The sequence below is a fragment of the Qipengyuania sp. HL-TH1 genome (assembly GCF_036365825.1).
Classification (GTDB): Bacteria; Pseudomonadota; Alphaproteobacteria; order Sphingomonadales; family Sphingomonadaceae; genus Qipengyuania; species Qipengyuania profunda.
Map to the genome: position 1 here is coordinate 2,674,554 of NZ_CP142675.1, position 23,911 is coordinate 2,698,464.

Annotated in this window: 21 protein-coding genes; 11 read left to right on the plus strand and 10 right to left on the minus strand. The window is 66.3% G+C overall.

Translation table 11 applies throughout. The features are described 5' to 3' along the window. Window positions 1–45 precede the first annotated feature (45 nt). The 7 genes from VWN43_RS13680 to glnE all read right to left on the minus strand — a co-directional run bounded on the left by VWN43_RS13680 (window position 46) and on the right by glnE (window position 10,218). Window positions 46–1,788 carry a flotillin family protein gene (locus VWN43_RS13680; protein WP_320181372.1) on the minus strand — a complete coding sequence of 581 codons (1,743 nt, stop codon included), beginning with the start codon at window positions 1,786–1,788 and terminating at the stop codon, window positions 46–48. A gap of 41 nt (window positions 1,789–1,829) precedes the next feature. Continuing rightward, entirely contained in the window at window positions 1,830–2,474 is a 645-nt protein-coding gene (locus VWN43_RS13685) for a YqiJ family protein (protein ID WP_320181371.1), read from the minus strand. 356 nt (window positions 2,475–2,830) lie between these two features. Further along, window positions 2,831–4,132: a cytochrome P450 gene (locus tag VWN43_RS13690; RefSeq protein WP_320181370.1), complete on the minus strand. Its 1,302-nt coding sequence runs from the start codon at window positions 4,130–4,132 to the stop codon at window positions 2,831–2,833. Beyond that, entirely contained in the window at window positions 4,132–5,679 is a 1,548-nt protein-coding gene (locus VWN43_RS13695) for an acyl-CoA synthetase (RefSeq protein ID WP_253521303.1), read from the minus strand. Before VWN43_RS13695 ends, VWN43_RS13690 begins: the two co-directional genes overlap by 1 nt. Before the next feature lie 154 nt (window positions 5,680–5,833). Then, the gene (locus tag VWN43_RS13700) at window positions 5,834–6,511 is read right to left on the minus strand and encodes a M23 family metallopeptidase (protein ID WP_253521300.1); all 678 of its coding nucleotides are present in this window, start codon (window positions 6,509–6,511) and stop codon (window positions 5,834–5,836) included. Window positions 6,512–7,066: 555 nt separating this feature from the next. Next, window positions 7,067–7,540 carry a peroxiredoxin gene (locus VWN43_RS13705; RefSeq protein WP_320181369.1) on the minus strand — a complete coding sequence of 158 codons (474 nt, stop codon included), beginning with the start codon at window positions 7,538–7,540 and terminating at the stop codon, window positions 7,067–7,069. Continuing rightward, complete coding sequence (glnE, locus tag VWN43_RS13710; RefSeq protein ID WP_320181368.1) at window positions 7,537–10,218, minus strand: bifunctional [glutamate--ammonia ligase]-adenylyl-L-tyrosine phosphorylase/[glutamate--ammonia-ligase] adenylyltransferase; 2,682 nt, start codon at window positions 10,216–10,218, stop codon at window positions 7,537–7,539. The genes VWN43_RS13705 and glnE overlap by 4 nt, the downstream gene beginning before the upstream one ends. 106 nt (window positions 10,219–10,324) lie before the next feature. Between glnE and VWN43_RS13715 the strand changes: the two genes are divergently transcribed. From VWN43_RS13715 to VWN43_RS13725, 3 genes are read left to right on the plus strand one after another with little or no spacing between them, the layout of a single operon-like run. Then, window positions 10,325–12,028, plus strand: coding sequence for a M28 family metallopeptidase (locus VWN43_RS13715; protein WP_320181367.1), 1,704 nt, complete (start codon window positions 10,325–10,327; stop codon window positions 12,026–12,028). A 25-nt stretch (window positions 12,029–12,053) separates the two neighbouring features. Continuing rightward, on the plus strand, window positions 12,054–13,046 hold the full coding sequence (locus tag VWN43_RS13720; protein ID WP_320181366.1) for an agmatine deiminase family protein: 993 nt from the start codon (window positions 12,054–12,056) through the stop codon (window positions 13,044–13,046). Between the two features lie 35 nt (window positions 13,047–13,081). After that, window positions 13,082–13,210, plus strand: coding sequence for a hypothetical protein (locus VWN43_RS13725; protein WP_265597042.1), 129 nt, complete (start codon window positions 13,082–13,084; stop codon window positions 13,208–13,210). Window positions 13,211–13,214: 4 nt separating this feature from the next. Here the strand turns inward: VWN43_RS13725 and VWN43_RS13730 are convergent, their stop codons facing one another. The 3 genes from VWN43_RS13730 to VWN43_RS13740 form a co-directional block, all read right to left on the minus strand. After that, window positions 13,215–13,958 (minus strand): sulfite exporter TauE/SafE family protein, encoded by a 744-nt coding sequence (locus tag VWN43_RS13730; RefSeq protein ID WP_320181365.1) that lies wholly within the window; start codon window positions 13,956–13,958, stop codon window positions 13,215–13,217. A 14-nt stretch (window positions 13,959–13,972) separates the two neighbouring features. Beyond that, window positions 13,973–15,982 carry a threonine--tRNA ligase gene (gene thrS / locus VWN43_RS13735; protein ID WP_320181364.1) on the minus strand — a complete coding sequence of 670 codons (2,010 nt, stop codon included), beginning with the start codon at window positions 15,980–15,982 and terminating at the stop codon, window positions 13,973–13,975. A gap of 233 nt (window positions 15,983–16,215) precedes the next feature. Continuing rightward, the gene (locus tag VWN43_RS13740) at window positions 16,216–17,877 is read right to left on the minus strand and encodes an alkaline phosphatase D family protein (RefSeq protein ID WP_320181363.1); all 1,662 of its coding nucleotides are present in this window, start codon (window positions 17,875–17,877) and stop codon (window positions 16,216–16,218) included. Between the two features lie 120 nt (window positions 17,878–17,997). Here VWN43_RS13740 and VWN43_RS13745 point away from each other — a divergent pair, with 120 nt between their 5' ends. The 8 genes from VWN43_RS13745 to VWN43_RS13780 all read left to right on the plus strand — a co-directional run bounded on the left by VWN43_RS13745 (window position 17,998) and on the right by VWN43_RS13780 (window position 23,819). Next, the gene (locus VWN43_RS13745; protein WP_320181362.1) at window positions 17,998–18,216 is read left to right on the plus strand and encodes a hypothetical protein; all 219 of its coding nucleotides are present in this window, start codon (window positions 17,998–18,000) and stop codon (window positions 18,214–18,216) included. Beyond that, window positions 18,213–18,791, plus strand: a complete 579-nt coding sequence (locus VWN43_RS13750; protein WP_320181361.1) for a hypothetical protein — start codon at window positions 18,213–18,215, stop codon at window positions 18,789–18,791. The genes VWN43_RS13745 and VWN43_RS13750 overlap by 4 nt, the downstream gene beginning before the upstream one ends. Beyond that, window positions 18,788–18,982, plus strand: coding sequence for a helix-turn-helix transcriptional regulator (locus VWN43_RS13755; RefSeq protein ID WP_253521272.1), 195 nt, complete (start codon window positions 18,788–18,790; stop codon window positions 18,980–18,982). Before VWN43_RS13750 ends, VWN43_RS13755 begins: the two co-directional genes overlap by 4 nt. Before the next feature lie 70 nt (window positions 18,983–19,052). Next, the gene (locus VWN43_RS13760; protein WP_320181360.1) at window positions 19,053–20,144 is read left to right on the plus strand and encodes a YjgN family protein; all 1,092 of its coding nucleotides are present in this window, start codon (window positions 19,053–19,055) and stop codon (window positions 20,142–20,144) included. Between the two features lie 4 nt (window positions 20,145–20,148). Continuing rightward, window positions 20,149–21,225, plus strand: a complete 1,077-nt coding sequence (locus VWN43_RS13765; protein WP_320181359.1) for a M48 family metallopeptidase — start codon at window positions 20,149–20,151, stop codon at window positions 21,223–21,225. Window positions 21,226–21,265: 40 nt separating this feature from the next. Then, entirely contained in the window at window positions 21,266–22,009 is a 744-nt protein-coding gene (locus tag VWN43_RS13770) for an alpha/beta hydrolase (RefSeq protein ID WP_320181358.1), read from the plus strand. After that, complete coding sequence (locus VWN43_RS13775; protein WP_320181357.1) at window positions 22,006–22,845, plus strand: tetratricopeptide repeat protein; 840 nt, start codon at window positions 22,006–22,008, stop codon at window positions 22,843–22,845. The genes VWN43_RS13770 and VWN43_RS13775 overlap by 4 nt, the downstream gene beginning before the upstream one ends. Beyond that, entirely contained in the window at window positions 22,842–23,819 is a 978-nt protein-coding gene (locus VWN43_RS13780) for an LLM class flavin-dependent oxidoreductase (protein ID WP_320181356.1), read from the plus strand. Before VWN43_RS13775 ends, VWN43_RS13780 begins: the two co-directional genes overlap by 4 nt. Window positions 23,820–23,911: the final 92 nt, after the last annotated feature.

A 23,911-nucleotide genomic window follows, 5' to 3' on the forward strand; every position in this document is an offset into this window, starting at 1 on the left:
GGGGGCGCCGCAGCACCCCCTTTCCCAATTACCTAAGTTCGCGAGCTATGCCGCCGGAGCGTCTTCGCCCTTTGTGGCTTCCGGCTTCGCCGGTGCCTTGGCTTCGGCCTCCTCGACCTGTTCCGCTATGTCGTCGAGCACCTCTGCCAGGCGCGGCGCGGTTTCTGCCGCCGCCGGTCCTTTGACGAGACTGTCGAGCGACGAACCATCGAGACCCAACTCCTTCATCAGTCCGTCGAGCACCGGCGCCTGCGCCCGATAGGCCAGCGCGGCGCTGACCGCATCGGTGGCGAGATTGCCCGAGCCATTGCTGCCCGCTGGCGCCCCCGCCTTGCCTCCGCCATTGGTCAGACCATCGACCTGCACGATCTTGATGCTGTCGATCGCCTCCATCGGCTTCGCACTTTCGCGAATGACTTCGGGCAACACCTTGAGCAGTGCCATCTTGGTCTGCAGGCTGATCTGGCCTGACGACAGAATGTTGGCAGCTTCGTTGATCGCCTTCTGGCCGGCAGCCTCGACCTCGAAGCGGACGCGTGCGGCCTCGGCGCGCAGCTTCTCGGCTTCGGCTTCGCCCTCGGCTTCGCGGCGCGCGGCCTCGGCCCGGTTCGACGCCGCGTCCTTTTCCGCTTCGGCATCGACGCGGATCTTGATTGCGTCACGCTCGGCCTGTTTCGAAGCCTCGATCAGTTCGATGCGCTTCATACGCTCGGCAATCTCGGTTTCACGGCTGGTGGCGACCTGCTCCTCCGCGGCCACCGCCTTCGAGCGGGCCTCGTCGGCCTCGGCCTTGGCCTGGCTTTCCTCGCGGCTCTTGTTCTGCACCGCGATCTGCTGTTCCTGGCGGGCGATTTCGAGGGCGCGATGCTGGTCGATCCGGGCTTCCTCGACAAGGCGGTCAGCCTCGATCTGCTGCGCATCGACCTGCTTCTTGGCCTCGATCCGCGCGGCATCGGCTTCGCGGCTACGCTCGGCCTGTTCGCGGGCGATTTCCGAAGCCTGCGCGGCGCGGCGGATTTCCACCTCACGCTCCTGCTGGAGGCGCGCATATTCCTTGTCGCGACCGATCTCGAAGCTCCGTGAATCGGCCTCGAGATTCTTGGTCTCCATCTGCACGCGCGTGTCTTGCTCGATGTCGTTGCGCAGCTTTTTGCGCGCCTCGATCTGCTCGGTCAGCTTGGTCAGGCCTTCGGCATCGAAGGCGTTGTTGGCGTTGAAATGCTCGATGCTGGTCTGGTCGAGCCCGGTGAGCGAGACCGATTCGAGTTCCAGCCCGTTCATGGCCAAGTCGTTCGACGAAACCTGCTGCACCTTCTGGACGAAATCGGCGCGCTGTTCGTGCAACTCATTCATGCTCATACCGGCTGCGACCGAACGCAGCGCATCGACGAATTTGCCTTCGACCAGGTCCTTGAGCATTTCGGGTTGCATCGTGCGCTGGCCAAGCGTCTGCGCGGCCATCGCGATCGCTCCGGCATCGGGGCGGACGCGGACATAGAACTCGGCCTTCACATCGATCCGCAGGCGGTCGAGCGTGATCAGCGCCTCGCCATCGCGCCGGACCACCGGCAGCACCAGCGTGTTCATATTGACCGGCATGGTCTCGTGGAAGACGGGCAGCACCAGGGCGCCGCCATTCATGACGACCTTTTCGCCGCCGACGCCGGTCCGAACGAAGGCGATCTCCTTCGACGCGCGCCGGTACAGGCGCGTTATCGTGAGTGCGATGACGAGGAAAACGGCAAGACCGCCTCCGCCCCAAACTACGACTTCAGGCAGGGTTTCCATTGGTTCTCCTCGGTGATGAATTGCGAATCATGGTAAGCGCGTCACGCCTGCGGCGAGAGGCGGCGCTCGGCGAGCGCAGTGGCGTAGAACTGGCGACCTTCACGGCGCACGAGCAGGATTTCGTCGCCGGCGTATATCTCGCTGGACGGCTCGTGTGGCTCGACCATGACATGGTGGGCCTGTCCGTGCGCATCCTGCACCCGGGCGCGAGCGGGCGAACCCCGACGGGCGATCCCGTCGGTGATGGTCCCGCGGCGCCCGAGTAGCGTGTCGGTACTGACCGCGCTGGTTTCATCCTTTGGCAGGATCGCGCCCAGCGGCCGTGCCAGCATCCCGGTCAGCGGCAGGGCGGCCGCGGCAGCGACGATCGCGGCGACCCAGCGGTACAGCGGCGCACCGAGCAGGTTATCCGACAGTGACTGGATCGATACCCCGATTGCGGCAAAGCCGAACAGGAACACCGCAAGCCAGATGGTCAGCGGGACCCGGCCGATGCCCAGCAAGGTGAATATCCCGTCCAGCGCCCCTGGCTGCATACCGGAATCGACCTCGACACCGGTCGACGGATCGACCTCCGCGTCGCCGCCGAACATGTCGCCGAGACCAATCGCCTGAACTAGTGCAAGCAGCAAGACCAAGACGAATGCCGCGGCGAACGGCATGTTGTGTGCTTCGAATATCGACATGACCCCCCGGCTCTCAACTATAGTTACAGCCAGAGGGACAAATTCGGCCTCAAAGGACGAAGGCTTCTCGCTTCCGACTTGTTTTCACACCTGTTTCTTAGCGGAAATCGCGCTTTTTCGACACAAATATGCGACGAACCGAGTTCGATTTTCCTACTGGTCCGGCGCGTGATAACATGGCCGTGGTCGCGTCCAAGATCGCCCGCAGCGGCAGGCCAATACATCGTGGAGCAGGCTCGAATGGAAGGTCACATCCCGCCAAGTGCAGTCCGCACGCAAGCGCGCGGGCTGCGCCGTGAAGCGGCGGAAGGTCACGCTTTCCGCAAACGCGTTTTGTGGTCCTCCGGGATGCCTTTTCAGGCCGCAGTGAAGCGCAGCGGCAGCGTCTTGAGCCCGCCGACGAAGGTCGATTTGGACCGCTCGGGCTCGCCCGCCAGTTCGACGGTCTCGATCCGGTCGAGCAGCACTTCGAACAGGATGCGCATTTCGAGCCGGGCGAGATGCAGGCCGAGGCACTGGTGCGCGCCCGCGCCGAAGGCGAGGTGGCGGTTGGGGCTGCGCGCGGCGTCGAAGCGGCGCGGATCGTCGAAATGCGCCGGATCGTGATTGGCGGCGACATAGTTCATCATCAGCCAGTCGCCCTTCGCGATGGCCTGCCCGCCGACCTCGGTGTCCTCAGCCGCAGTGCGCATGAAGTGTTGCACCGGCGTGGTCCAGCGGATCGCTTCCTCGACGATGCCGGGCAGCAGGCTGCGATCGGCGCGCACCCGCGCCCATTGCTCAGCGTCCTGCGCCAGTGCGAGCATCGCGCCCGCAGTGCTGGCGCTGGTGGTGTCGTGCCCCGCGGCGGCGAGGATGATGTAATAGCCCATCATGTCGCGGTCGTTGAGCGGTTCGCCGTCGACCACCGCATTGGCGATGGTGCTGGCAACATCGGCGGTGGGGTTGGCGCGGCGCTGCGCAGTGAGCTTGGCGAAATAGGCCTCGAAGTCCTTGACCGCGCCTGCCACCAGCTGGGTGATCGCCTCGGGCGGGAGGTCCTTCATCCCCGACTGGTTGAGGTCTTCGTCGCTGCCGCCGAACATCTGCTGCGTGAGCGTCAGCATGCGCGGCTCGTCTTCCTCGGGCACGCCGAGGATCTGCATCACCACATGCAGCGGATAGGGTGCCGAAACGGTCTTCACGAAATCCGCCTCGCCGCCGCCCGCCAGCAGCCGGTCGACCGCCGCATGCGCGATGCCGCGGATCTCGTCCTCCACGCCGCGCAGGTTCTTGGGCATGAACCATTCCTGCGTCAGCTTGCGGTACTTCATGTGGACCGGCGCATCGAAGGTGACGAGGCTGGCGACCATGTGTTCGCTGCCGCCGGTGAGCGCCTTGGCGAACTCGATCCCCTCGGTCAGGCTGAAGACGACGCTGTGCGGGTTGTTGAGGAAGGTCGCATTGTCCTTTGACATGCGCATCACATCGTCATAGCGCGTGACCAGCCAGAAGGGCGGGTGCACCGCATCTTCGGCCGGCTCGACCCAGGCGACGGGGGTATCCTCGCGCAGGCGGTCGAACGTGTCGAGCAGGCCGTCCCATTCGGCATAGCTCTGCGGGTCGATCACCGCGCGGGCGGTGGCCGGATCGAGCCGGGGCCGGTCCTGCGCCGCCATCACGCCTGCTCCGTCTGCTGTTCGGCCGCCTTCTGGAATTCGTCGCGCAATTCGCGCTTGTACAGCTTGCCATTGGCCTCGCGCGGGAGCTGCGCGCGGAAGTCGAACAGCTTGGGCATCTTGATCTTGGACAGGCTGGGAGCGAGGAAATCGCGCAATTCGGCCTCGAGCGCATCGCCCGCCTCGGCCATGTCGATCGGCTGCACCACCGCGACCACCTTCTCGCCGAAATCGGGGCAGGGCGCACCGATCACCGCCGCGTCCATCACCTTGTCATGCGTAACCAGCAGGTTCTCGATCTCCTGCGGGTAGATGTTGACCCCGCCCGAGATGATCATGTGGCTCTTGCGGTCGGTGAGGTAGAGGAAGCCGTCCTCGTCGACATGGCCGATGTCGCCCAGCGTCATCCAGCCCTTGGGATGCATCGCTTCGCGCGTCTTCTCGGGATCGTTGTGATAGGTAGGGATGAGATCGTTCTCGAAATAGAGCAATCCGTCCTGGCCCACGGGGACCTCTTCCCCCTCGGCATCGCAGACATGCAGCGTGCCGTGGATCGCCTTGCCGACGCTGCCGGGATGGGTCAGCCAGTCCTCGGCCTTGATCAGCGTCATGCCGACGCCTTCGGAGCCGGCGTAATACTCGTTGATGATCGGGCCCCACCACTCGATCATCTCGCGCTTGATCGGCACTGGGCAGGGCGCGGCAGCATGCAGCGCACGCTGGTGGCTGGAGAGATCGTAGCGCGTGCGCACCTCGGGATCGAGCTTGAGCATGCGCACGAAATGCGTCGGCACCCACTGGCTGTCGGTGATCTTGTATTTCTCGATCGTCTCGAGCGCGTGCTCGGGATCGAACTTCTCCATCACCACGACCGTGCCGCCAAGCCGCTGGGCGGTGGTGCACCAGCCGATCGGTGCGGCGTGATAGAGCGGCGCGGGCGAGAGATAGACCATGCTGCCATCGGCGGGCATGCCGGCGCCCATCACCGCGAGGCCCATCAGCGGATTGGTCGCGAGGATGTCGTCGTCCTCGGGCGGCGCGGGCTTGACCCCCTTGGGCCGTCCGGTGGTGCCCGAGGAATAGAGCATGTACTGTCCCGGCGCCTGGTCGGCGATCGGCTCGGCAGGCTGCGCGGCGAGCGCGGCTTCGTAATCTTCCTCGCCCTCGCCATCGACGATCAGCAGCGGCAGGTCGGCGCATTCGTCGCGGATGCCCTCGATCGCCTCGGCATAGCGCGTGCTGGTGAGCAGGAACTTGGCTCCCGCATCCTTAAGGATGTAGCAGATCTCCGGCGCGGTCAGCCGGGTCGAGATCGGCACCATCATCGTGCCCGCACGCTGCGAGCCCCACACCACCTGCAGGTAATGGACATTGTTTTCCATCAGCACTGCGAAATGGTCGCCGCGCTTGAGCCCGCGTGCCCGCAGCAACTGCGCAAAGCGGTTCGCATAGGCGTCCATTTCCGCGAAGGTCACGGTCTGGCCGCTGCCCGCCATGATCATCGCGGGATGGTCGGGGCGCGTCTGCGCATGGGTAATGGGGTGCATGATGGGCTTCTCTCTCCTGTCTGCCGGTCCGACGTTCTGCCGCGGACTCGTCCAGTTTCGAGAAGAAACCTACCCAAGCCTCTCGCATGGGCAAGAAAAAAGGCGGCAGGATCGCTCCCACCGCCCCTTTTGCGACCCTTGAAGGGCTAAAATCTTATTCTTCGCCGTCACCCTGGCCGCCCTGGCCGGTGGCGAGCGCGAAAGCGCGCTGTGCTTCCGATTCGACCATATAGGGAACCGGGTTGACCGCCTTGCCGTCGATGCGGACTTCATAATGCAGGTGCGGGCCGGTCGAACGGCCGGTCGAACCGACATAGCCGATGATGTCGCCCTTCTTGACGCGGCTTCCCGCAGTCACCGCGATATCCGACATATGCGCGAAGCGGGTCTGCAGGTTCGCGCCGTGTTCGATCGAGACATATTTGCCGTAGCTCGAGAACCATTCCGCCTTGCTGATGTAACCATCCGCAGTTGCATAGATCGGCGTACCGGTCGGCGCGGACAGGTCGACACCCTTGTGGCTGCGGCGACCGCCGAGCACAGGGTGGGTCCGCATGCCGTAATCGCTGGTCAGCCGCGTGTCGTCGAGCGGCATGCGCGACGGCACCGAAACCCGGGCAGCGGCCGGGGTCGTACGATCGAGTTCGTCCCACTTGGCGAATAGCTGCTGGAACTGCGCGTCGTCGCCAGCCTGGGCGGGTGCAGTGACCTTGCTCATGTCGATCGCGCCGACAGCGGCCGCGGCGTTGGTTTCCTGCGCATGGGCCGGAGCGGCGGCAATACCGAAACCAGCCATCAATGCGAGAACAAGCGAAGTGCGCTTGGTGATCATGCTAACCCGTCCATCCGGCGCTTTGCGCGCCTGTTCGATTTTTGGCGATCCCGGCGTCCCGGCCGTTTCCGCCCTTTTCAGTCTGCGCCGGAACCCCCCGGCTTCTTGTGAGTTTGGGTTATCGGCAGAAAAGTTAATCAAGCAATAGCTGCGCAGGAACCGCGCGGCAGGTTGCCTGCGAAACGCGTTGAGTCGTTTACCGCTACCCCTGCCGCTCCCAAGAGACCCGGACCCGGCGATTTTTCGCTTTATTTTCTGTAGGTTACCACTGAACGGCGTTCCGGAGCCGTGAAAACGCTTCGGGCCGATCGCAATAAGGGCGATTGCCCGGTCAATGATTCGTTTGAGAATATGTGCCCTGAATTCATGGGCTTAGAACGTCACTCGCCCTCGCGGGCCGCTTTTCGCTTCTACCGGCGAATCGCATTCCGCACCGGACCGCCTGCCCTCGCGCCCCGTAGTGTGGCGGAGGGCTGCTGCCCCTCGGTTCAGCGCGCCGCGCACCGACAGCCGCCTGAATCCAGCGCGGCAGATCGGTAGCGGCGAGGAGACACGTCAGCCGCCGCGGACCGCCGCGAGCACCTCTTCCGCGTGGCCCTTGACCTTTACCTTCGGCCAGACGCGCTGAATCCGGCCCTTCTCGTCGAGCAGATAGGTCGAGCGGATCATCCCCATGAAGGTTTTCCCATACATCTGCTTCTCGCCCCATACGCCGAGCGTATCCGAGAGCCCGCCCTCGGCCGCATCGGTTGCGAGCGCGACGGTGAGATCGTGCTTGGCGATGAAGTTCTGGTGCTTCTTCGCCGAATCCTTGCTGACCCCGAGCAGCGCCGCGCCCGCCTTGTCGAACTCGGGCTTGAGGGCGGAGAAATCCTTCGCCTCGGTGGTGCAGCCCGGGGTGTTGTCCTTGGGGTAGAAGAAGATCACCGCCTTCTTTCCCGCCAGGTCGGCCTTGGTCAGCGTGCCGCCATCGGGCGTTTCCATGGTGAAATCGGGAAAGGCATCGCCTTCGCCATAGGTCTTGGTCATTCGTCCATCTCCAGGGTTTCGCCGAACACATCCTGCCATGCCGCGGCTACATCGTGACGCGCCGCGCGCAGGCAATGCGTCAGATCCGCATAGTCGCCGCACCCGCTCTGCCGCGCCAGCAGCGCCGCGGCCGCGGGATTGGGGCGGGCCAGGTCGGGCGCGAGCAGCCGCGTACCGACCAGCAGCCGCGTCATCAAGCGGTGCGCGCCTGCAAGCGCGGGCGGCAGTTTGCCCGCGGCGACCAGCTTGCCGATGACCGGCCCCAGATCGGGGCCAAGCGCAGCGCGATCGCGCAATTGCAGGTAGTGCACCAGGAATTCGATATCGACGAGCCCGCCGCGCAGCAGCTTGGCATCGAGCGGTCCCTTGGCCGATTTGTGCGCCGCCATCTCGCCGCGCATCGTGAGCACGTCTTTGCGCAGGCTATCGGGATCGCGTTCGCGGCACAGGATCGACGTCACCAATTCGCCGACCTCGGCACGCGCGGCCTCGCTCCCCACCAGCACCCGTGCGCGAGTGAGCGCCATATGCTCCCACGTCCAGGCATCCTCGCGCTGGTAGCGCGCAAAGCTCTCCACGCTGGCCGCAAGCGGTCCCTGATTGCCCTGTGGTCGCAGCCTCGTGTCGACTTCGTAAAGCGCGCCCTGCGCTGTCGGTACGCTGAGCGCGGCGGTAACCCGCTGGGCGAGACGATTGAAATAGAGCGTTGCGCCAAGCGGGCGCTCGCCATCCGATTCGCCTTCATGCGTGCCGGTGAAAAGATAGACGATGTCGAGATCGGACGCATGAGTCAGCACCCCGCCGCCCAGCCGCCCCAGCCCGACGACAACAAGTTCGCTGCCCGCGATCCGGCCATGCTTTGCGGCAAATTCCTCCTCGGCCGCCGCCACCGCGACCTGCAAGGCGGCCTCTGCCGTCCGCGCAAGCCCGGCAGCGATGGCCAGCGGATCATGTGCCGCCTCCACCAGTTGCACGGCGAGCGCGAAGCGGGTTTCGCCTGTGACCACGCGCAGCCGGTCGAGCTGCATCTCGTAATCGTCGCCGCGTTCGCGCCGGCCCATGTGCGCTGCGAGCTCGGCAACACTGCCCGGCAGGTCGAGCGCTGTACGGTCGATCAGCGCGTCGAGCAGTTCGGGCCGCTGCGACAAATCCTCGGCCAGTGGCGGCGCGAGCGTCAGGCAATCGGCAATCAGCGCGAACAGGCCGGGGCGCGCTTCGAGCAGGCGGAACAGGTTGATCGCGCTCGGCAGGCGCGCGATCAGGCTTTCCCAGCGCACTGCGGCAGCCGCGGGGTCGGGCGAATCCGCGATCGAGGACAGCAGGTCGGGGCGGATCGCCTCGAAGGCGCTGAGCGCGGCGGTGCTGCGCAGCGCCGGATACCGCCCCCCAGTCCACTGGCTCATCCGTTCGACCAGTTCGACCGGGATGTCGGGCGCGGCGCCGGTGTCCGCCACGACATGCGGCGCGCTCTTGGGGACCGATATCCGGTCCTCGTCGAGCAGGGCATCGAACCGTTCGGCGACCGGGCGGGCGAGATCCTCCACCAGCGCAATCAGCGCGGCGCCGCCATCCAGTCCGTGCAGCCGCGCGGCCGTGTCCAGCGCTTCCCCCGCAGGGAGCGTATGCGTCTGCTTGTCGCCGACCATCTGCAGCCGGTGCTCGATCGTGCGCAGACCGTCGTAGCTTTGGCCCAGCGCTTGCGCATCCGCCGAGGATATCCGGCCGGTCGCGGCTAGCGCATCGAGCGCCGCGCGCGTTCCGCGGACCCGCAGCGAGGGGTCGCGCCCGCCATGGATCAACTGATGCGTCTGGGCGAAGAATTCGATCTCGCGAATACCGCCGCGCCCCAGCTTGAGGTTGTAGCCCGGCTCCGGAACCCGGGGCCCGCGCTGTTCGTCGCGGATGCGGTGGGTCAGGCGGCGGACCTCGTCGATCGCACCGAAGTCGAGGCTGCGGCGCCAGACGAAGGGGCGGATATGGTCGAGGAACGCCTCGCCTGCACCGATGTCGCCCGCACAGGCCCGCGCACGAATGAACGCCGCGCGCTCCCACGCCAGTGCCGAACTTTCGTAATGCGTGATGGCCGAGTCGAGCGAGATCGCCAGCGGACTGACTTCGGCTGCCGGGCGCAGGCGCAGATCGACCCGGAAGACGTAGCCTTCGCTGGTGACATCCGACAGCAGCCGCACCGTTTCGCGCGCATAGCGCTGGGCCGCCTCGCCCGGTTCGTCGCGCTCGCGCCGAGGTAGCTGCTCGGGCTCGTAGAGCAGGATGGGGTCGATGTCGGAGGAATAGTTGAGCTCGCCCGCGCCATGCTTGCCCAGCGCGAGGCCGATCATTCCCGCTGGCTCGGCATCGGGCACGCGCTTGCGAATCGCCGCCGCAAGCGCCGCATGCAGCGCGCGGTCGGCAAAGGTCGACAGTTCGCGCATGACCTTCTCGAGATCGAAGGCCCCCGCGAGGTCGCCTACCGCCAGCACCAGCGCCAGACCCAGACGTTCGCGCCGCAGCGCCGTTGCCACGTCGGCTTCCGCGACCTGCTTGGCCGCCAGCAGCGCCTCTTCGCCCGCGCCCTCGGCCAGCATCCGGGCCAAGTCCGGTCGGCGCTCCAGCACGCGCGCAAGGAAGGGCGCATGGTCGCGGGCGCGGTTCAGCGCGGAGGTCCAGTCGGCAGCCATCGCCGGCATCCCTGCCGCCGCCTGCGCGCCCGCGCAAGCTTGCCCTCGTCCCGCCATGCTGACACAAGCGCGCGCAATGCGAGATGTGAGAAGAGGAACCTCTGCGATGAAACGCTTCATCCTTGCCGCGAGCGCGGCGCTGGTGCTGTCCGCCTGCGACATGGGGCTGGATCCCGATGCAGGCGCGGACACCGGGCTCGACCTGCCCGAAGTCGCCGACGGCACACTGTCCGAAGAGACGATGAAGCGCGTCACCGAACGGCTGTCCTCGGACGAATTCGAAGGCCGTGCACCGGGTACGCCGGGCGAGGAAAAGACCGTTGCCTATCTGATCGAGGAATTCGAGAAGGCAGGCCTCGAGCCGGGCAATAACGGCAGCTGGGTGCAGGATGTCCCGCTGGTCGAGATCACCGGCAAGAATTACGCGCCGCTGACGATTGCGGGCGGCGCAGGCGAGGCGATGGAACTGGCCTATGCCAGCGACTGGGTCGGAGTGACCTATCGCGAGGATGTCCAGACCACGCTCGAGGACAGCGAACTGGTCTTCGTCGGCTATGGCATCAACGCCCCCGAGAAGGGCTGGAACGACTATGCCGGGCTGGACATGACGGGCAAGACCGCGGTCATCCTCGTCAACGATCCCGATTTCGGCGCGGAAACGCTCGAGGGTCCGTTCAACGGTAAGGCGATGACCTTCTATGGCCGCTGGACCTATAAATACGAGGAAGCCGGACGCCAGGGCGCGGCGGGTGCGATCATCATCCACGACACTGCGCCGGCCGCCTATGGCTGGAACGTAGTCGAAAGCAGCTGGTCGGGTCCGCAGGCCTATGCCTCGCGCGGCGACAATCCCCCGCCGATGACGCAGGTAAACGGCTGGGTGCAGAAGACCGTGACGGAGAATATCTTCGGCGCCGCGGGCAAGGACCTCGGCGAACTGTCGGCCGCCGCGCGCGAGAAAGGCTTCACTGCCGTCCCGCTTGGCCTCACCGCCTCGACCAGCTTCCGCAACGATATCCGCACCTTTGCCTCGCAGAACGTGATCGGCATGTTGCCGGGCAGCGAGCGCGCCGACGAATATGTCATGCACACGGCGCATTGGGATCACCTCGGCCGGTGCACGCCGGCACCCGATGGCGACGACATCTGCAATGGCGCGGTCGACAACGCCACCGGCACCGCCGCGCTGGTCGCATTGGCCGAAGCGCATGCCAAGGCAGGCCCCGCCAAGCGCAGCCTCGTCTTCCTTGCGGTGACCGCCGAGGAATCGGGCCTGCTCGGCGCGGACTATTATGCCGCCAATCCGGTGTTCCCGCTCAACCGGACAGTTGGGGGGATCAACATGGACGCCTTCCTGATGGCGGGCGCGGCGAAGGACGTAACCGTGGTCGGACCGGGCAAGTCACAGCTCGATCTGTTCCTCGACAAGGCGCTGATTAACGATGACCGGGTGACTACGCCCAATCCGAACCCCGAAGCGGGCTATTACTATCGTTCGGACCATTTCGCCTTCGCCAAGCGCGGCGTGCCGATGCTCTATCTCGACGGCGGCGAAGACCTGATCGAGGGCAGCACCGAAGCGGGCGCGGCAGTGGCCGCCGATTATCGCGAAAACCGCTATCACGGGCCGAAGGACGAATATGATCCGAACTGGGACTGGTCGGGCGTGATGAGCGATCTCGCGCTGTTCTATCGCATCGGGCGGATGCTGGGCGATTCGACCAGCTGGCCCAACTGGAACGAGGGCGACGAGTTCAAGGGCACGCGCGACGAGGATTGCGCCGCCGAAGGCGCTGGCTGCGCCGCCTGAGCCTGCCGAGCGGGAGAACCGGTCCATGACGTTGCGCATGCCGCCCGAATGGGCACCGCAGGACTGGCTGTGGATCGGGTTCCCGCACGACGCGGATGAATGGCCCGCAGTGCTCCCGCGCGCGCAGGAGCAGATCGCGGCCTTCGCCAATGCCGTGGCTGAGAGCGGACAGGAAGTTCGCCTGCTGGTCCGCGACGCCGCCAACGAGGCACGCGCGGGCCAGCTGGTAACCGGCGCCGTCACGCTCGAACGGCGCAGCTACGGCGACGTCTGGCTGCGCGACACGGGTCCGCTGGTGCTGTGCGACGGAGCAGGCAACCGCGCCGCGCGGCGGTTCGGTTTCAACGGCTGGGGCGGCAAATATCTGATGGACGGCGACCAGACGGTCGGCGCCGAACTCGGCGCGGATGCGGGGCTACCGGTGGAAGTGGCGGACTGGATCCTCGAAGGCGGGGCGATCGACGGCGACGGCACGGGGCTGGTGGCCACGACCGAGCAGTGTCTGCTCAATCCGAATCGCAACCCGCAGCTGTCGCGCGAAGCCATCGAAGAGCGCCTGAAGCGCGACCTCGGCTTTGACCGCGTGCTGTGGCTTGGCGAAGGGCTTATCAACGACCACACCGATGGCCATGTCGACAATCTCGCGCGCTTTGTGGCGCCCAACACGCTGTGCCTGCCACGCGCCACCGGCAAGGACGATCCCAATACCGCGATCTACGCCGACGCCAAGGCGCGTGCCGAGGCTGCGGGCGTGACCGTGAAGCAGATCCCCTCGCCCGGGCTGGTCACCAGCGGCGACCATGTCGAACCCGCGAGCTACGCCAATTTCGCGATCACCAGCCATCTCGTCGTCGTGCCGACCTTCGGCAGCCCGCATGACGAAGATGGTGTGGCAGCCGTCGCCGAACTGTTCCCCGACCGCGCAACGATCGGCCTGCCGGGCGATGCCGTGCTTGCCGGCGGAGGCGGGTTCCATTGCGCCAGCCAGCAGATGCCCGCGGCCGGATGGCAGCCTTAACCTTTCATTAGCTATTGCAGCCGAGAATGGCGGTCATGGTCAAGCCCACCGCTCTCTCCCGCACGCAGACCCCCGCCCAGTCGGTGGTCGATCTCGCGCGCGCGCTGATCGTGGGTGGCTGCGGCCTTGCGCTGGTCCTCGCCGGACCGGTGCTGCCGTTCTGATCGCCTAGAGCAGCCGCAGCAGCGCCGCGAGCGCAGCCCCGCCCAAAATCACGCCGACGACCGCGCGCCACAGCGCGTCCCCGATCCGCCCCGCAGCGCGATCCCCCAGCCAATTCCCCAGCAATACGGCGGGGAACAGCAACGCCGCCAGTAGCGGCAAGCGCCAGGCGAGGATTCCCAGCGCGGCGCCCGAAACCAGGCCCGCGCCTGCCGCAATGGTGAAGATCAGCATCATCGAGGCCTTGGCCGTCTCGCGCGGGATGGCTCGCCCGACATAATAGGGCACCACCGGCGGGCCGGGCATTCCCGCATAACCCGTCATCAGCCCGCTCAGTACGCCCACACCCCCGGTCGCCAGATGCCCCGGCTCGGTGCCCGCCCGGCGCGGCAGGAGAATGGCGAAGAAGGCGGACAGCGCAATCATCGCGATCAGGAAGCGCGCGAGGTCATCGCTCGTCGCGGCCAGCGCCAGCAGGCCGAGCGGGGTGACCAGCACCACGAGGATGGATATGCGCCATGCCGATCGCTCCGCCCCGCGCACCAGCCGCCGAACCTCGCTCAGCCCGATGAAGAGCGAGAGGAAATTGGCCAGCAGCACCGCCTCCACCGGCGCCAATGCCAGCGCGAGGATCGGGACCAGCAGGATCGCCATGCCGAAGCCGGTCAGGCCGCGCACGAAGGCCGAGCCGAAGGCCGCGGCAAGCGCCGCCGCCAATTGCCACGGCGCATAGGCCGCCAGCAGGTCCATCGCGTGCAGTCCTTCTAGCGCAAGTCGGGCGGGGTGGCTTCGCTGCGCAGCATCGCGATCGCTTCGTCGAGACTCATCACCCGCTGATCCTTCTCGCCCAGCGTGCGAACTGCGACCGTGCCTTCCTCGGCCTCGCGATTGCCCACAACCAGCAGGTGCGGGACCTTGGCGAGGCTGTGCTCGCGCACCTTGTAGTTGATCTTCTCGTTGCGCAGGTCGCTCTCGACGCGGATGCCCGCGGCCTCGAGCTTGGCGACCGCCTCCTTCGCATAGTCGTCGGCGTCGGACACGATCGTCGCGACCACCGCCTGCACCGGGGCAAGCCAGACGGGCAGGCGCCCGGCGAAATGTTCGATCAGGATACCGATGAAGCGTTCGTAGCTACCAAAGATCGCACGGTGCAGCATGACCGGGCGATGCTTGTCGCCATCCTCGCCGATATAGGTCGCATCGAGCCGATCGGGCAGCACGCGGTCACCCTGGATCGTGCCGACCTGCCAGGTCCGGCCGATTGCATCGGTGAGGTGCCATTCGAGCTTGGGCGCGTAGAAGGCGCCTTCGCCTTCCAGTTCTTCCCAGCCGAACTCTTCGCTCATCATGCCGGCTTCCTCGACCGCATCGCGCAGTTCCTGCTCGGCCTTGTCCCAGTCCGCATCCGAACCCAGACGCTTCTCGGGCCGTAGCGCGAGCTTGATCGCAAAGCCGAAGCCGAAGTCCTTGTAGACGTCGGCGGCCAGCTTGCAGAAGGCGCGCACCTCTTCGACGACCTGCTTCTCGGTGCAGAAGATATGCGCATCGTCCTGCGTGAACTGGCGCACGCGCATGAGTCCGTGCAGCGCCCCGTGCGGTTCGTTGCGGTGGCAGCAGCCCATCTCGCCCAGCCGGATCGGCAGGTCGCGATAGGAGGTGATGCCCTGCTTGAAGACCAGAACATGCGCGGGGCAGTTCATCGGCTTGATCGCCATCCAGTCGGCGTCCTTGGCGACGCTGGGATGCGCACCCGCATCGCTGTCGTCGACCTCGGGCACCATGTCGGGCACCGCGAACATGTTCTCGGCATATTTGCCCCAGTGACCCGATTGCTCCCACTGGCGCACGTCCATCAGCTGCGGCGTCTTGATCTCGCGATAGCCGGCGCCATCCATCTTGCGGCGCATATAGGCTTCGAGCTCGCGCCAGATGCGGTAGCCCTTGGGGTGCCAGAAGACACTGCCATGTGCCTCTTCCTGCAAGTGGAACAGGTCCATCTCGCGGCCCAGCTTGCGATGGTCGCGCTTGGCCGCTTCTTCCAGCCGCGTAAGATGCGCGTTGAGCTGCTTCTTGTTGAGCCAGCCGGTGCCGTAGATCCGCGTGAGCTGCGCATTCTTCTGGTCGCCGCGCCAATAGGCACCCGCCACCCGCATCAGCTTGAACGCCTGCGGGTCGAGCTTGCCCGTGCTCGGCAGGTGCGGCCCGCGGCACATGTCGAGCCAGTCCTCGCCCGACCAGTAGACCGTCAGTGCCTCGTCCTCGGGCAGTTCGCGCGCCCATTCGGCCTTGAAGGTCTCGCCCTCGGCTTCCCACTTCTCGATCAGCTGCTGGCGGCTCCAGACCTCTCGGCGCAGCGGCTTGTCGGCCTTGATGATCCGCCGCATCTCCTCCTCGATCGCGGGCAGATCGTCCATGCTGAACGGGTCGCGGCTCTCGGGCGCTTTCACATCGTAATAGAAGCCGTCGTCGGTCGCGGGACCGAAGGTGATCTGCGTACCCGGCCAGAGCGCCTGCACCGCTTCGGCGAGCACATGCGCGAAATCGTGCCGCGCCAGTTCGAGCGCATCCTCTTCGTCGCGCGCGGTTACCAGCGCCAGCTCGGCATCGCCCTCGAAGGGGCGGTTGATGTCGCGCAATTCGCCATCGACGCGCGCCGCGATCGCCGCCTTGGCGAGGCCCGGCCCGATCGCTGCGGCGACGTCGGCCGGCGTCGAGCCCTGTTCCATTTCGCGCACCGATCCATCGGGCAGGCTGATCTTGAGCAGTTCCGTCATGTCATTCGTCGTCCGTCTGGTTGCGGCGCCCATGGCACAAGGGCGCGCGCGCTTGAAGCGGCGTTTGCGCAAAATCCGGTTTCGGGAGGAAACGCCATGCCGCCCGAAACCGGGCGGCGGCGGCGCGGATCAAGCCGCGACCGACCGCCCCCGGTCACCCGGAGTGGTGGTAGTGGTCGTGATGATGCGCGCGTCGGGCATGGCCGGCACATTAGGTGCGGGCCGCGGGTTTCTCAACCCATATCGAGCGCGCGGCTTCCCGCCTGCGTCGAAACGCGGCGGGTATCGTTCACCCCGGCGCCCTTCTCGCGCACGCTGGAAACGAAGCGGAACTCGCTCGATGCGCTGGCCGGGGTGAGCTCCACCGCCATGTATCCGCGGCGCGATCCGTCCATCCACTTGAGCTGGCGATTGTGCGCAACCGTCTCGCGTTCGAGGACATCGACCGGGAGGTAGGAGGCGTAGCTTTCGAGTCCCGGGGAGGTCACCCCCTGCACACCGAATTCGACCCCGACCTTCTCCCCCGCATGATCGAGATCGAAAGCCCAGGCATTATGCGTATCACCCGCCAGACTGATGAGGTTCGCATTGGCGTCGAGCGCGGCCCTGAACACCCGTTCGCGCGCAGCGGGGTATCCGTCCCACGCATCCATGTTCAGCGGCAATTCGGCGCGGCCGGCCATCGCCCCGGCCAGGATGCGCTGGCGGATATAGGCGGGCAGGTCTGCCGGGAGCCCTTCGGTCAATCGCGGCGCCGTGACCAGATTGCCCATCAGCACCTGCTGCACCAGCACCTGCCACGGCTTGCCTGCAGAAGCCGAGCGCTTGAGGCCATCGGCCAGCCAGGCCTGCTGCTTCATTCCGAGCAATTCGCGGCTGCCATCGCGGTAGTCGCCCTCGCGGAAGGCGACGAGCGCAGCCATCGCGGCTTCGGGACTGGTCTTGCCCGACAGGATCTGGCCGTAGGAAAACTGTTCGGCGCGGGCGGTCAGCCGCGTTTCGAGCCGGTAGAGCGTCGCGAGGTCGCCCACTTCATAGGCGGCCCATGGCTCGTCCGACACGGGCATCCATTCGCGGTAGGCCTTCACTGCGGCGCCCTTGCGCACCGACCAGTCGCCCTCGGTCTCGCTCTGGTGGTTTTGCGCGCCGCCTTCCCACGAATCATTGGTGCTCTCGTGATCGTCCCAGCCGGCGATCATCGGGAACAGCTGGTGCAACCGGCGCAGGTCCGGATCGCGGCGATAGGTCGAATAGCGCAGCCGGTAATCCGCGAGGCTGACGATCTCGCGCGCCGGAAACAGCACGCGGCCCGATTGCGTCTCTTCGTTCGAGGGATAGGTGCCGGGACCGTATTCATAGAAATAGTCGCCAAGGTGCAGCGCGCAGTCGAAATTGCCATCGGCGGCGGCATGCGCATAGGCATTGAACCAGCCGAAACCGAGGTTCGAACAGGAGAACACCGCCATGCGGAACTTGTCGGTCGCGCCGACGGGCAGCGTCTTCGTGCGGCCGACGTCCGAGTGCGATCCGTCGGGTGCGGTGAAGCGGTAATAATACCAGCGTCCCGGTTCGAGCCCCTCGGCCCAGGCCTTGCAGCACCAGTCGTTCTCCGCGCGTGCAGTGACCGAGCCTCCAGCCGCGACGCGCGAAAAGTCGAGCATTTCGCTGACCTCGAATTCCAGCGCGGTGTCCTGCGCGCCGACGAAGCGGGTCCACAGCAGCACGCGCTCGGCCGCCGGTTCGCCGCTGGCGACGCCGTGGCTGAACCCCTGCCCGCCCGGCTGCGCGGCGAGGGGAGCGCCGGCCACCCCCAGCCCGAGGATGCCGGTCTTGAGCAGCGAACGGCGGTCGAGTGCGGATAGCGGGGCAGCGGCAGGCGGTTCAGTCGCGAACATTCGAATTCTCCTCTTCCGGCCCCCTGCCTGCGCCCGATGACGGTGTGGTGACAAGCCATTTTGCGAAGCGACAAGCACGCACGACCTAATGGAAAGCATACTTGACAATAGGCGACGCTTATGACAAACACGCTTTACATCACGGAAAGGACCATTGCCATGTCACTCAAGACCCCCCTCCTGTTCGCCGGCGCGATCATCGCGATTGCCGTGCTCGCCGTCTTCGACATCGTCCCTGAAGAATTTGCGCAGTTCAGCGTGATCCTCTTCCCGGCCCTCGCGGCCATTCATATCGCGCGCACCGGCTCGTGCGGTTGCAGCACGAAGATGCGCGCATGAGCGGCACCGGCGGGCCCTGGCTGCTCAAGTCGCCGGGACGCTGGGTCGCGCTCTACTTCCTCAGCATCGCCGTCATCGCGGCGCTGAAACTGAGCGGGGCGATCGCATCGCCCGTCGGCTTCATCCTGCTGGCTGCGGCGACCTTCCTGCTCTTCCCGCTGGCGCGGCGCGGTGCGGATGGCTGCACCAGCCAGGCGATGGCTTCGTACAACCGGCGGATCGTGTTCAGCAGCTTCGGCTACGTACTCGGCCTCGGCATCGCGGTCACGCTGTGGAGCCGCTACGAGCTGTCCGATCCGGCGGTCTTCGCCATTTCGCTCCTGCCGACGCTCCCGACCTTCGGCATCATCTGGGCGATGGGGCGCTACCTCGCCGAGGAACAGGACGAATATCTGCGCCATCGCACGATCATGGCAGCGCTGGTTGCGCTCGGCCTGGTGCTCGCGCTGGGCATCTTCTGGGGCTTTCTCGAGATGTTCGAACTGGTGCCGCATATCTGGGCGTGGTGGGTACTGCCCGTCTGGGCGATCGGCCTGGGCCTGGCGCAATTGTGGCAGAAGGTGCGCGGCGCATGAAGAACCGCCTCAAAGTGCTGCGCGCCGAACGCGACTGGAGCCAGCAGGACCTCGCCGCCCGGCTCGAAGTGTCGCGGCAAAGCGTCAACGCGGTCGAGACCGGGCGCTACGATCCTTCGCTTCCGCTCGCCTTCCGGATCGCCGATGTTTTCGGGCTGGCGATAGAAGAAATCTTCCTGCGCGAAGAATAGCGGCTCACCGATTGACACGGCAGCGGCGATCCCCGACCCTTGCGCGGTATATTCACAGGGGTCGTTACTTATGCATGGGTCGCACGCGAGGGACGGGGCCGACAGCGCCTTCGTCTTCGAAGGAAACTGGCGCGATTTCGCCAGGATCGCCTTGCCGAACCTGCTGCTGACGATCGTCACGCTGGGCGTTTACCGCTTCTGGGCGACCGCGCGCGAGCGCCGCTATCTGTGGTCGCGCACGCGCTTCGTCGACGAAAATCTCGAATGGGCAGGCACCGGAATGGAGCTGTTCATCGGTTTCGTCATGGTCTTCGTCCTATTCGGCATTCCCTATTTCGGGTTGAGCTTCGTTGCGCAGGCGCTGGTCGCGCGCGGGTACGAATCGCTCGGCATTGCGCTTTCGGCATTCGCGGCGCTGGCGATCTTCTACCTGCTGGGCGTCGCCCGTTTCCGCGCGCTGCGCTACCGCCTTTCGCGCACCCGCTGGCGTGGCATTCGCGGCGGCAGCGACACCGCCGGCTTCCTGTTCGGCCTGTCATATATGTGGAAGACCGCGGTCGGCTGGATCCCGGCCGGCCTGCTGCTGCCCTGGTCGATGACCAGCCTGTGGAACGAACGGTGGAGCAAGATGAGCTTCGGCCCCTACGCGTTCGAGGCCGATGCCGAAGCGGGCAATGTCTTCGCGCGCTATCTGCTGTTCTATCTGACCCCCTTTGTCCTCTTTGCCGGTGGGATCATCATGGCCGGCATGGGAATGCTCGCGGGTTATGGTGTCGGCGGCGAGGAAGGCCGCGCGCTCGGCGGGATGATCGGCATTTTCGCCCTGGTGCTGTTCTTTTACTTCGGCCTCGGCCTGATCGCAGTGGCATTCTTCGCCAAGTTCTACCGCGAAGTGGTCGGCGCAACCCGCTGGCGCGACCTGCACTTCACTTTCACGGCTTCGACGCTGGACTGGGTGAAATTGCTGGTGGTCGATGCGCTGCTGGTCGTCTTTACCTTCGGGATCGGGCTGGTCTTCCTGTCCTATCGCCACTGGAAGTTCTTCATGACGCATCTCGAGGCGAGCGGGGAAATCCTGCTCGACGAGCTGACCCAGTCGCAGACGAGGACCGCGAAGCATGGCGAGGGCCTGCTCGACGCCTTCGACATGGGCGCGATCTGAGCCGATGGAAGACGCGTTCCAGACTGCCGCCCAATGGTACGATGGCACCAATGCGGTGCGCCATAGCGGGACGCTGAGCTGGGACGGGCGCGGCGGGTTCACGCTGGCGGGGCCAGAAGCGCGCGACGAATTCGACGCCGCCGACCTGCGCTTCGGCGAAATCCGTCCCGAACAGCGCGTCTATCACCGCGCCAGCGTGCCCGATTTCCGCCTGATCCTGCCCAAGGAGATCCCCGCGGGCCTCGCCGCGCAGTTACCTGCGAAAAGCGATTACGGCGCCTGGGTCGACAAGCTCGGACTGGGCAAAGCGGCGGCGATATTCGGCGTTGCCAGCGCCGCGGCGGTGGCGCTGTTCCTGACCGCACCCGACTGGCTCGGCCCGCGTATCCCGCCCGGCTGGGAACGCCAGATCGGCGAGGCGATGGTCGGCGATTTCGGCGGCCGTATCTGTCATACGCCAGCGGGCGATGCGGCGCTCGCCAAGCTGCTGGCCAAGGTCGATCCGGCGGAGGAAAAGGTACGCGCAGGCGTTGCCAATATGGCCATGGTCAATGCAGTCGCGCTGCCCGGCGGGCAGGTCATGCTGTTCGACGGGCTGGTCCAGCAGGCCGATAGCCCCGAGGAGCTGGCCGGTGTGCTCGCCCATGAGGTCGGCCATGTCCGCGAGCGCCATGTGATGACCGCGCTGCTGCGCCAGTTCGGCCTGTCGATCCTGCTGGCCGGCGCCGATTCGGGCGTCACCAACGGCGTCTTCGGTCTCGCCGCGATGGGCTATTCGCGCGATGCCGAACGCGAGGCGGACGACTATGCCCGCGCGCGCATGGCCCAAAGCAATATCTCGCCCATGGGCGCAGCCGGATTTTTCGAACGCATGGCGAAAAGCCGGGGCGATAGCGAGGATGCCCCCGCCATGATCGGATGGCTGGCGAGCCACCCGTCCTCGGGCGAGCGCGCCGAGGCCTATCGCGCGGCGGCAGAAGAGGACGCGGACTATCCCCCGGTGCTGACCGAAGCGGAATTCGCCGCGCTCAAATCGATGTGCGCGCAGGATCCCGATGTCGAGGAGTTCGGCTTCTTCTGACCCTTGCAATCGCGCACGGTCGCGTGAACAGCATGCCCAAATGAGCGATATCCAGTTCCATGTCATGCCCGGCGGCAAGCGCATCGCCTATCGCTACGCGCACGGCAGCGGCCCCGCGCTGGTTTTCTTGCCGGGCTATATGTCCGACATGGCGGGCGGCAAGGCGACCGCCGTGTTTGAATGGGCACGGGCGCGGGGGCAGGCGTGCCTGCTGCTCGACTATTCGGGCTGCGGCGCGAGCGAGGGGGACTTTGCCGACGGCACGCTCTCGCTCTGGCGCGAGGAGGTGCTCGCGCTGGTCGATGCGCTGATCGAGGTACCGGTAATCGTCATCGGGTCTTCCATGGGCGGCTGGCTGATGCTGGCCGTCGGACAAACGCTTGGCGGGCAATTGGCCGGGCTGGTGGGCCTCGCCCCGGCCCCCGATTTCACCGACTGGGGACGGTCCGATGCCGACAAGGCGCAACTGCTCGCGGGCGAGACCATCTACGACGAGAACCCCTACGGGCCCGACCCCACACCGCTGCACCCGGGCTTCTTCAGCGACGGGCAGGCGCAGCTCCTGCTCGGCGGCGAGATTCCCATCACCGCACCCGCGCGGCTGATCCACGGGCAGCGCGATCCGGATGTGTCGTGGGACATCAGCCTGCGTCTCGCCGCCGCGCTGCGTTCGGACGATGTACAGGTCACACTGGTAAAGGACGGCGACCACCGCCTGTCGCGCGAGCAGGACATCGCCCTGCTGCTGCGCACCGTCGACGCGCTTTCGAAAGGCCTTGTATGATTGCCTCCGCCATCGCCCTGCTGATCCTGCAGGTCGGCCCTAACCCTGGCGCCAACGCCTTCCCCGGCCTACCCGAGGAATTGCGCGATCGCCCGCCGCGCGAGCGTGCGGCTGCACCCGTCGGCATCACGGGCACCTCGGGCAGCAAGCTGGCCGAATGCGTTACGCTCGCCGCCGATGATGCCGAAGCTGCCAGCGATATGGCGCAGGCCTGGCGCGAGACCGCCGCGAACCAGCTCGAGCTGGCCCAGTCGGCGCATTGCCTTGGTCTCGCGCTCGTCCGGCTGGACGATTTCGCCGAAGCCCAGCGCGCCTTCGATCTGGCCGCTGGCGAAGTTCCTCCCGGTGCCCCGGCCTACCAGGCGCGGCTTTCGGCCATGTCGGGCAATGCGGCCATGGCGCAGGGCAATCCCGCCATCGCCGAAATCGCCTTCACCCGCGCAGTGAATTACGCCACCGATGCCGCCGATGCGCCGCTTCTGGGGAGCGTGTCGGTCGACCGCGCACGCGCTCTGGTTGCCATGGGCCGCAACGAGGACGCGGTGGCTGCGCTGGCCGGCGCACGCGGAGCGGATCCTGCCAATGCCCGCGCGTGGCTGCTTTCGGCCACGCTCTCGCGGCGGCTCGAACGGCTTGGCGAAGCGCGTGAACAGATTGCGCAGGCCGCCCTGCTTTCGCCGCAGGACCCCGCAGTCGGGCTCGAGGCGGGTGTGATCGCCGCGCTGTCGGGGCGTGACGAGGAAGCCCGGCGCAGTTTCGAATCGGTGCTGCTGGTCGCGCCGCAAAGCACCGAGGCCACCCGGGCCCGGACCTATCTGGAGCAGCTTGCATCATGACCGATTTCTCCGTTCTCGATCTCGTCCCCGTCCGCGAGGGGGGCACGCTGGGTGAGGCGTTCGATGCCGTGACCATGCTCGCGCAAGCCGCCGAAAAGGCCGGCTGCAAGCGCTTCTGGGTGGCCGAGCACCATGCCATGGCCGGGATTGCCGGCGGGGCGACTGCAGTCGTGCTGGCACATATCGGCAATGCCACCTCGACCATCCGGATCGGGTCGGGCGGGATCATGCTGCCCAACCACACGCCGTTCCAGATCGCCGAACAGTTCGGGACGCTCGATGCGCTGTTTCCCGGGCGGATCGACCTCGGGCTAGGCCGGGCGCCCGGAGCCGGTCCCGAATTGCAGCGTGCGCTGCGCAAGGATCTGCATCGCGCCGCCGAGATGTTCCCGCAGGATGTGGTCGAGCTAATGGCGTTGATGGCGGGCGAAACCGCGATCCATCCGACCCCCGGGCTCGGCGCGCGGCCCGAATTCTGGATGCTCGGGTCGAGCCTGTTCGGCGCGCAGCTCGCCGCCCAGCTCGGCCTTCCCTACGCCTTTGCCAGCCACTTCGCCCCCGACCACCTCGATGGCGCGCTCGAACTCTACCGGCGCGATTTCCAGCCCTCCGAAGCCTGTCCCGCGCCGCATGTGATGGCGGCGATGAACCTGTTCGTCGCCGATACCGAAGACGAGGCCGAATATCTCGCCAGCTCGCAATTGCAGGCCTTCGTCGCGCTGCGCACGGGCACGCCGGGCAAGCTACCGCCGCCGGTCCGCGGCTACCGTGCCAGCCTGCCGCCGCAAGCGCAGGCCATGCTCGCGCATATCGGCCAGGCCAGCGCGATCGGCACGCCGGAACAGGCGGCTAGGGCGGTACGTGCCTTTGTCGAACGGACCGGGGCCGACGAGATCGTCTTCGGCGGCAGCATGTTCGATCCCGCCGCGCGGTGCCGGGCGCTGGAACTCGCGATGGATGTCCTGACGGACTAGCGTGCCGTAGCGTCGGCGGGCCGCATGATGGCGCGCATACGATTGCACTTTTGCACGCACAGCACCTTGCAGCCCGCCTGCAACGGGCCTAG

Excerpts from the sequence above, each read along its gene's own strand:
- VWN43_RS13680 (WP_320181372.1), bottom strand. The coding sequence starts at position 1,788 with ATGGAAACCCTGCCTGAAGTCGTAGTTTGGGGCGGAGGCGGTCTTGCC.
- VWN43_RS13685 (WP_320181371.1), bottom strand. The coding sequence starts at position 2,474 with ATGTCGATATTCGAAGCACACAACATGCCGTTCGCCGCGGCATTCGTC.
- VWN43_RS13690 (WP_320181370.1), bottom strand. The coding sequence starts at position 4,132 with ATGGCGGCGCAGGACCGGCCCCGGCTCGATCCGGCCACCGCCCGCGCG.
- VWN43_RS13695 (WP_253521303.1), bottom strand. The coding sequence starts at position 5,679 with ATGCACCCCATTACCCATGCGCAGACGCGCCCCGACCATCCCGCGATG.
- VWN43_RS13700 (WP_253521300.1), bottom strand. The coding sequence starts at position 6,511 with ATGATCACCAAGCGCACTTCGCTTGTTCTCGCATTGATGGCTGGTTTC.
- VWN43_RS13705 (WP_320181369.1), bottom strand. The coding sequence starts at position 7,540 with ATGACCAAGACCTATGGCGAAGGCGATGCCTTTCCCGATTTCACCATG.
- glnE (WP_320181368.1), bottom strand. The coding sequence starts at position 10,218 with ATGGCTGCCGACTGGACCTCCGCGCTGAACCGCGCCCGCGACCATGCG.
- VWN43_RS13715 (WP_320181367.1), top strand. The coding sequence starts at position 10,325 with ATGAAACGCTTCATCCTTGCCGCGAGCGCGGCGCTGGTGCTGTCCGCC.
- VWN43_RS13720 (WP_320181366.1), top strand. The coding sequence starts at position 12,054 with ATGACGTTGCGCATGCCGCCCGAATGGGCACCGCAGGACTGGCTGTGG.
- VWN43_RS13725 (WP_265597042.1), top strand. The coding sequence starts at position 13,082 with ATGGTCAAGCCCACCGCTCTCTCCCGCACGCAGACCCCCGCCCAGTCG.
- VWN43_RS13730 (WP_320181365.1), bottom strand. The coding sequence starts at position 13,958 with ATGGACCTGCTGGCGGCCTATGCGCCGTGGCAATTGGCGGCGGCGCTT.
- thrS (WP_320181364.1), bottom strand. The coding sequence starts at position 15,982 with ATGACGGAACTGCTCAAGATCAGCCTGCCCGATGGATCGGTGCGCGAA.
- VWN43_RS13740 (WP_320181363.1), bottom strand. The coding sequence starts at position 17,877 with ATGTTCGCGACTGAACCGCCTGCCGCTGCCCCGCTATCCGCACTCGAC.
- VWN43_RS13745 (WP_320181362.1), top strand. The coding sequence starts at position 17,998 with ATGACAAACACGCTTTACATCACGGAAAGGACCATTGCCATGTCACTC.
- VWN43_RS13750 (WP_320181361.1), top strand. The coding sequence starts at position 18,213 with ATGAGCGGCACCGGCGGGCCCTGGCTGCTCAAGTCGCCGGGACGCTGG.
- VWN43_RS13755 (WP_253521272.1), top strand. The coding sequence starts at position 18,788 with ATGAAGAACCGCCTCAAAGTGCTGCGCGCCGAACGCGACTGGAGCCAG.
- VWN43_RS13760 (WP_320181360.1), top strand. The coding sequence starts at position 19,053 with ATGCATGGGTCGCACGCGAGGGACGGGGCCGACAGCGCCTTCGTCTTC.
- VWN43_RS13765 (WP_320181359.1), top strand. The coding sequence starts at position 20,149 with ATGGAAGACGCGTTCCAGACTGCCGCCCAATGGTACGATGGCACCAAT.
- VWN43_RS13770 (WP_320181358.1), top strand. The coding sequence starts at position 21,266 with ATGAGCGATATCCAGTTCCATGTCATGCCCGGCGGCAAGCGCATCGCC.
- VWN43_RS13775 (WP_320181357.1), top strand. The coding sequence starts at position 22,006 with ATGATTGCCTCCGCCATCGCCCTGCTGATCCTGCAGGTCGGCCCTAAC.
- VWN43_RS13780 (WP_320181356.1), top strand. The coding sequence starts at position 22,842 with ATGACCGATTTCTCCGTTCTCGATCTCGTCCCCGTCCGCGAGGGGGGC.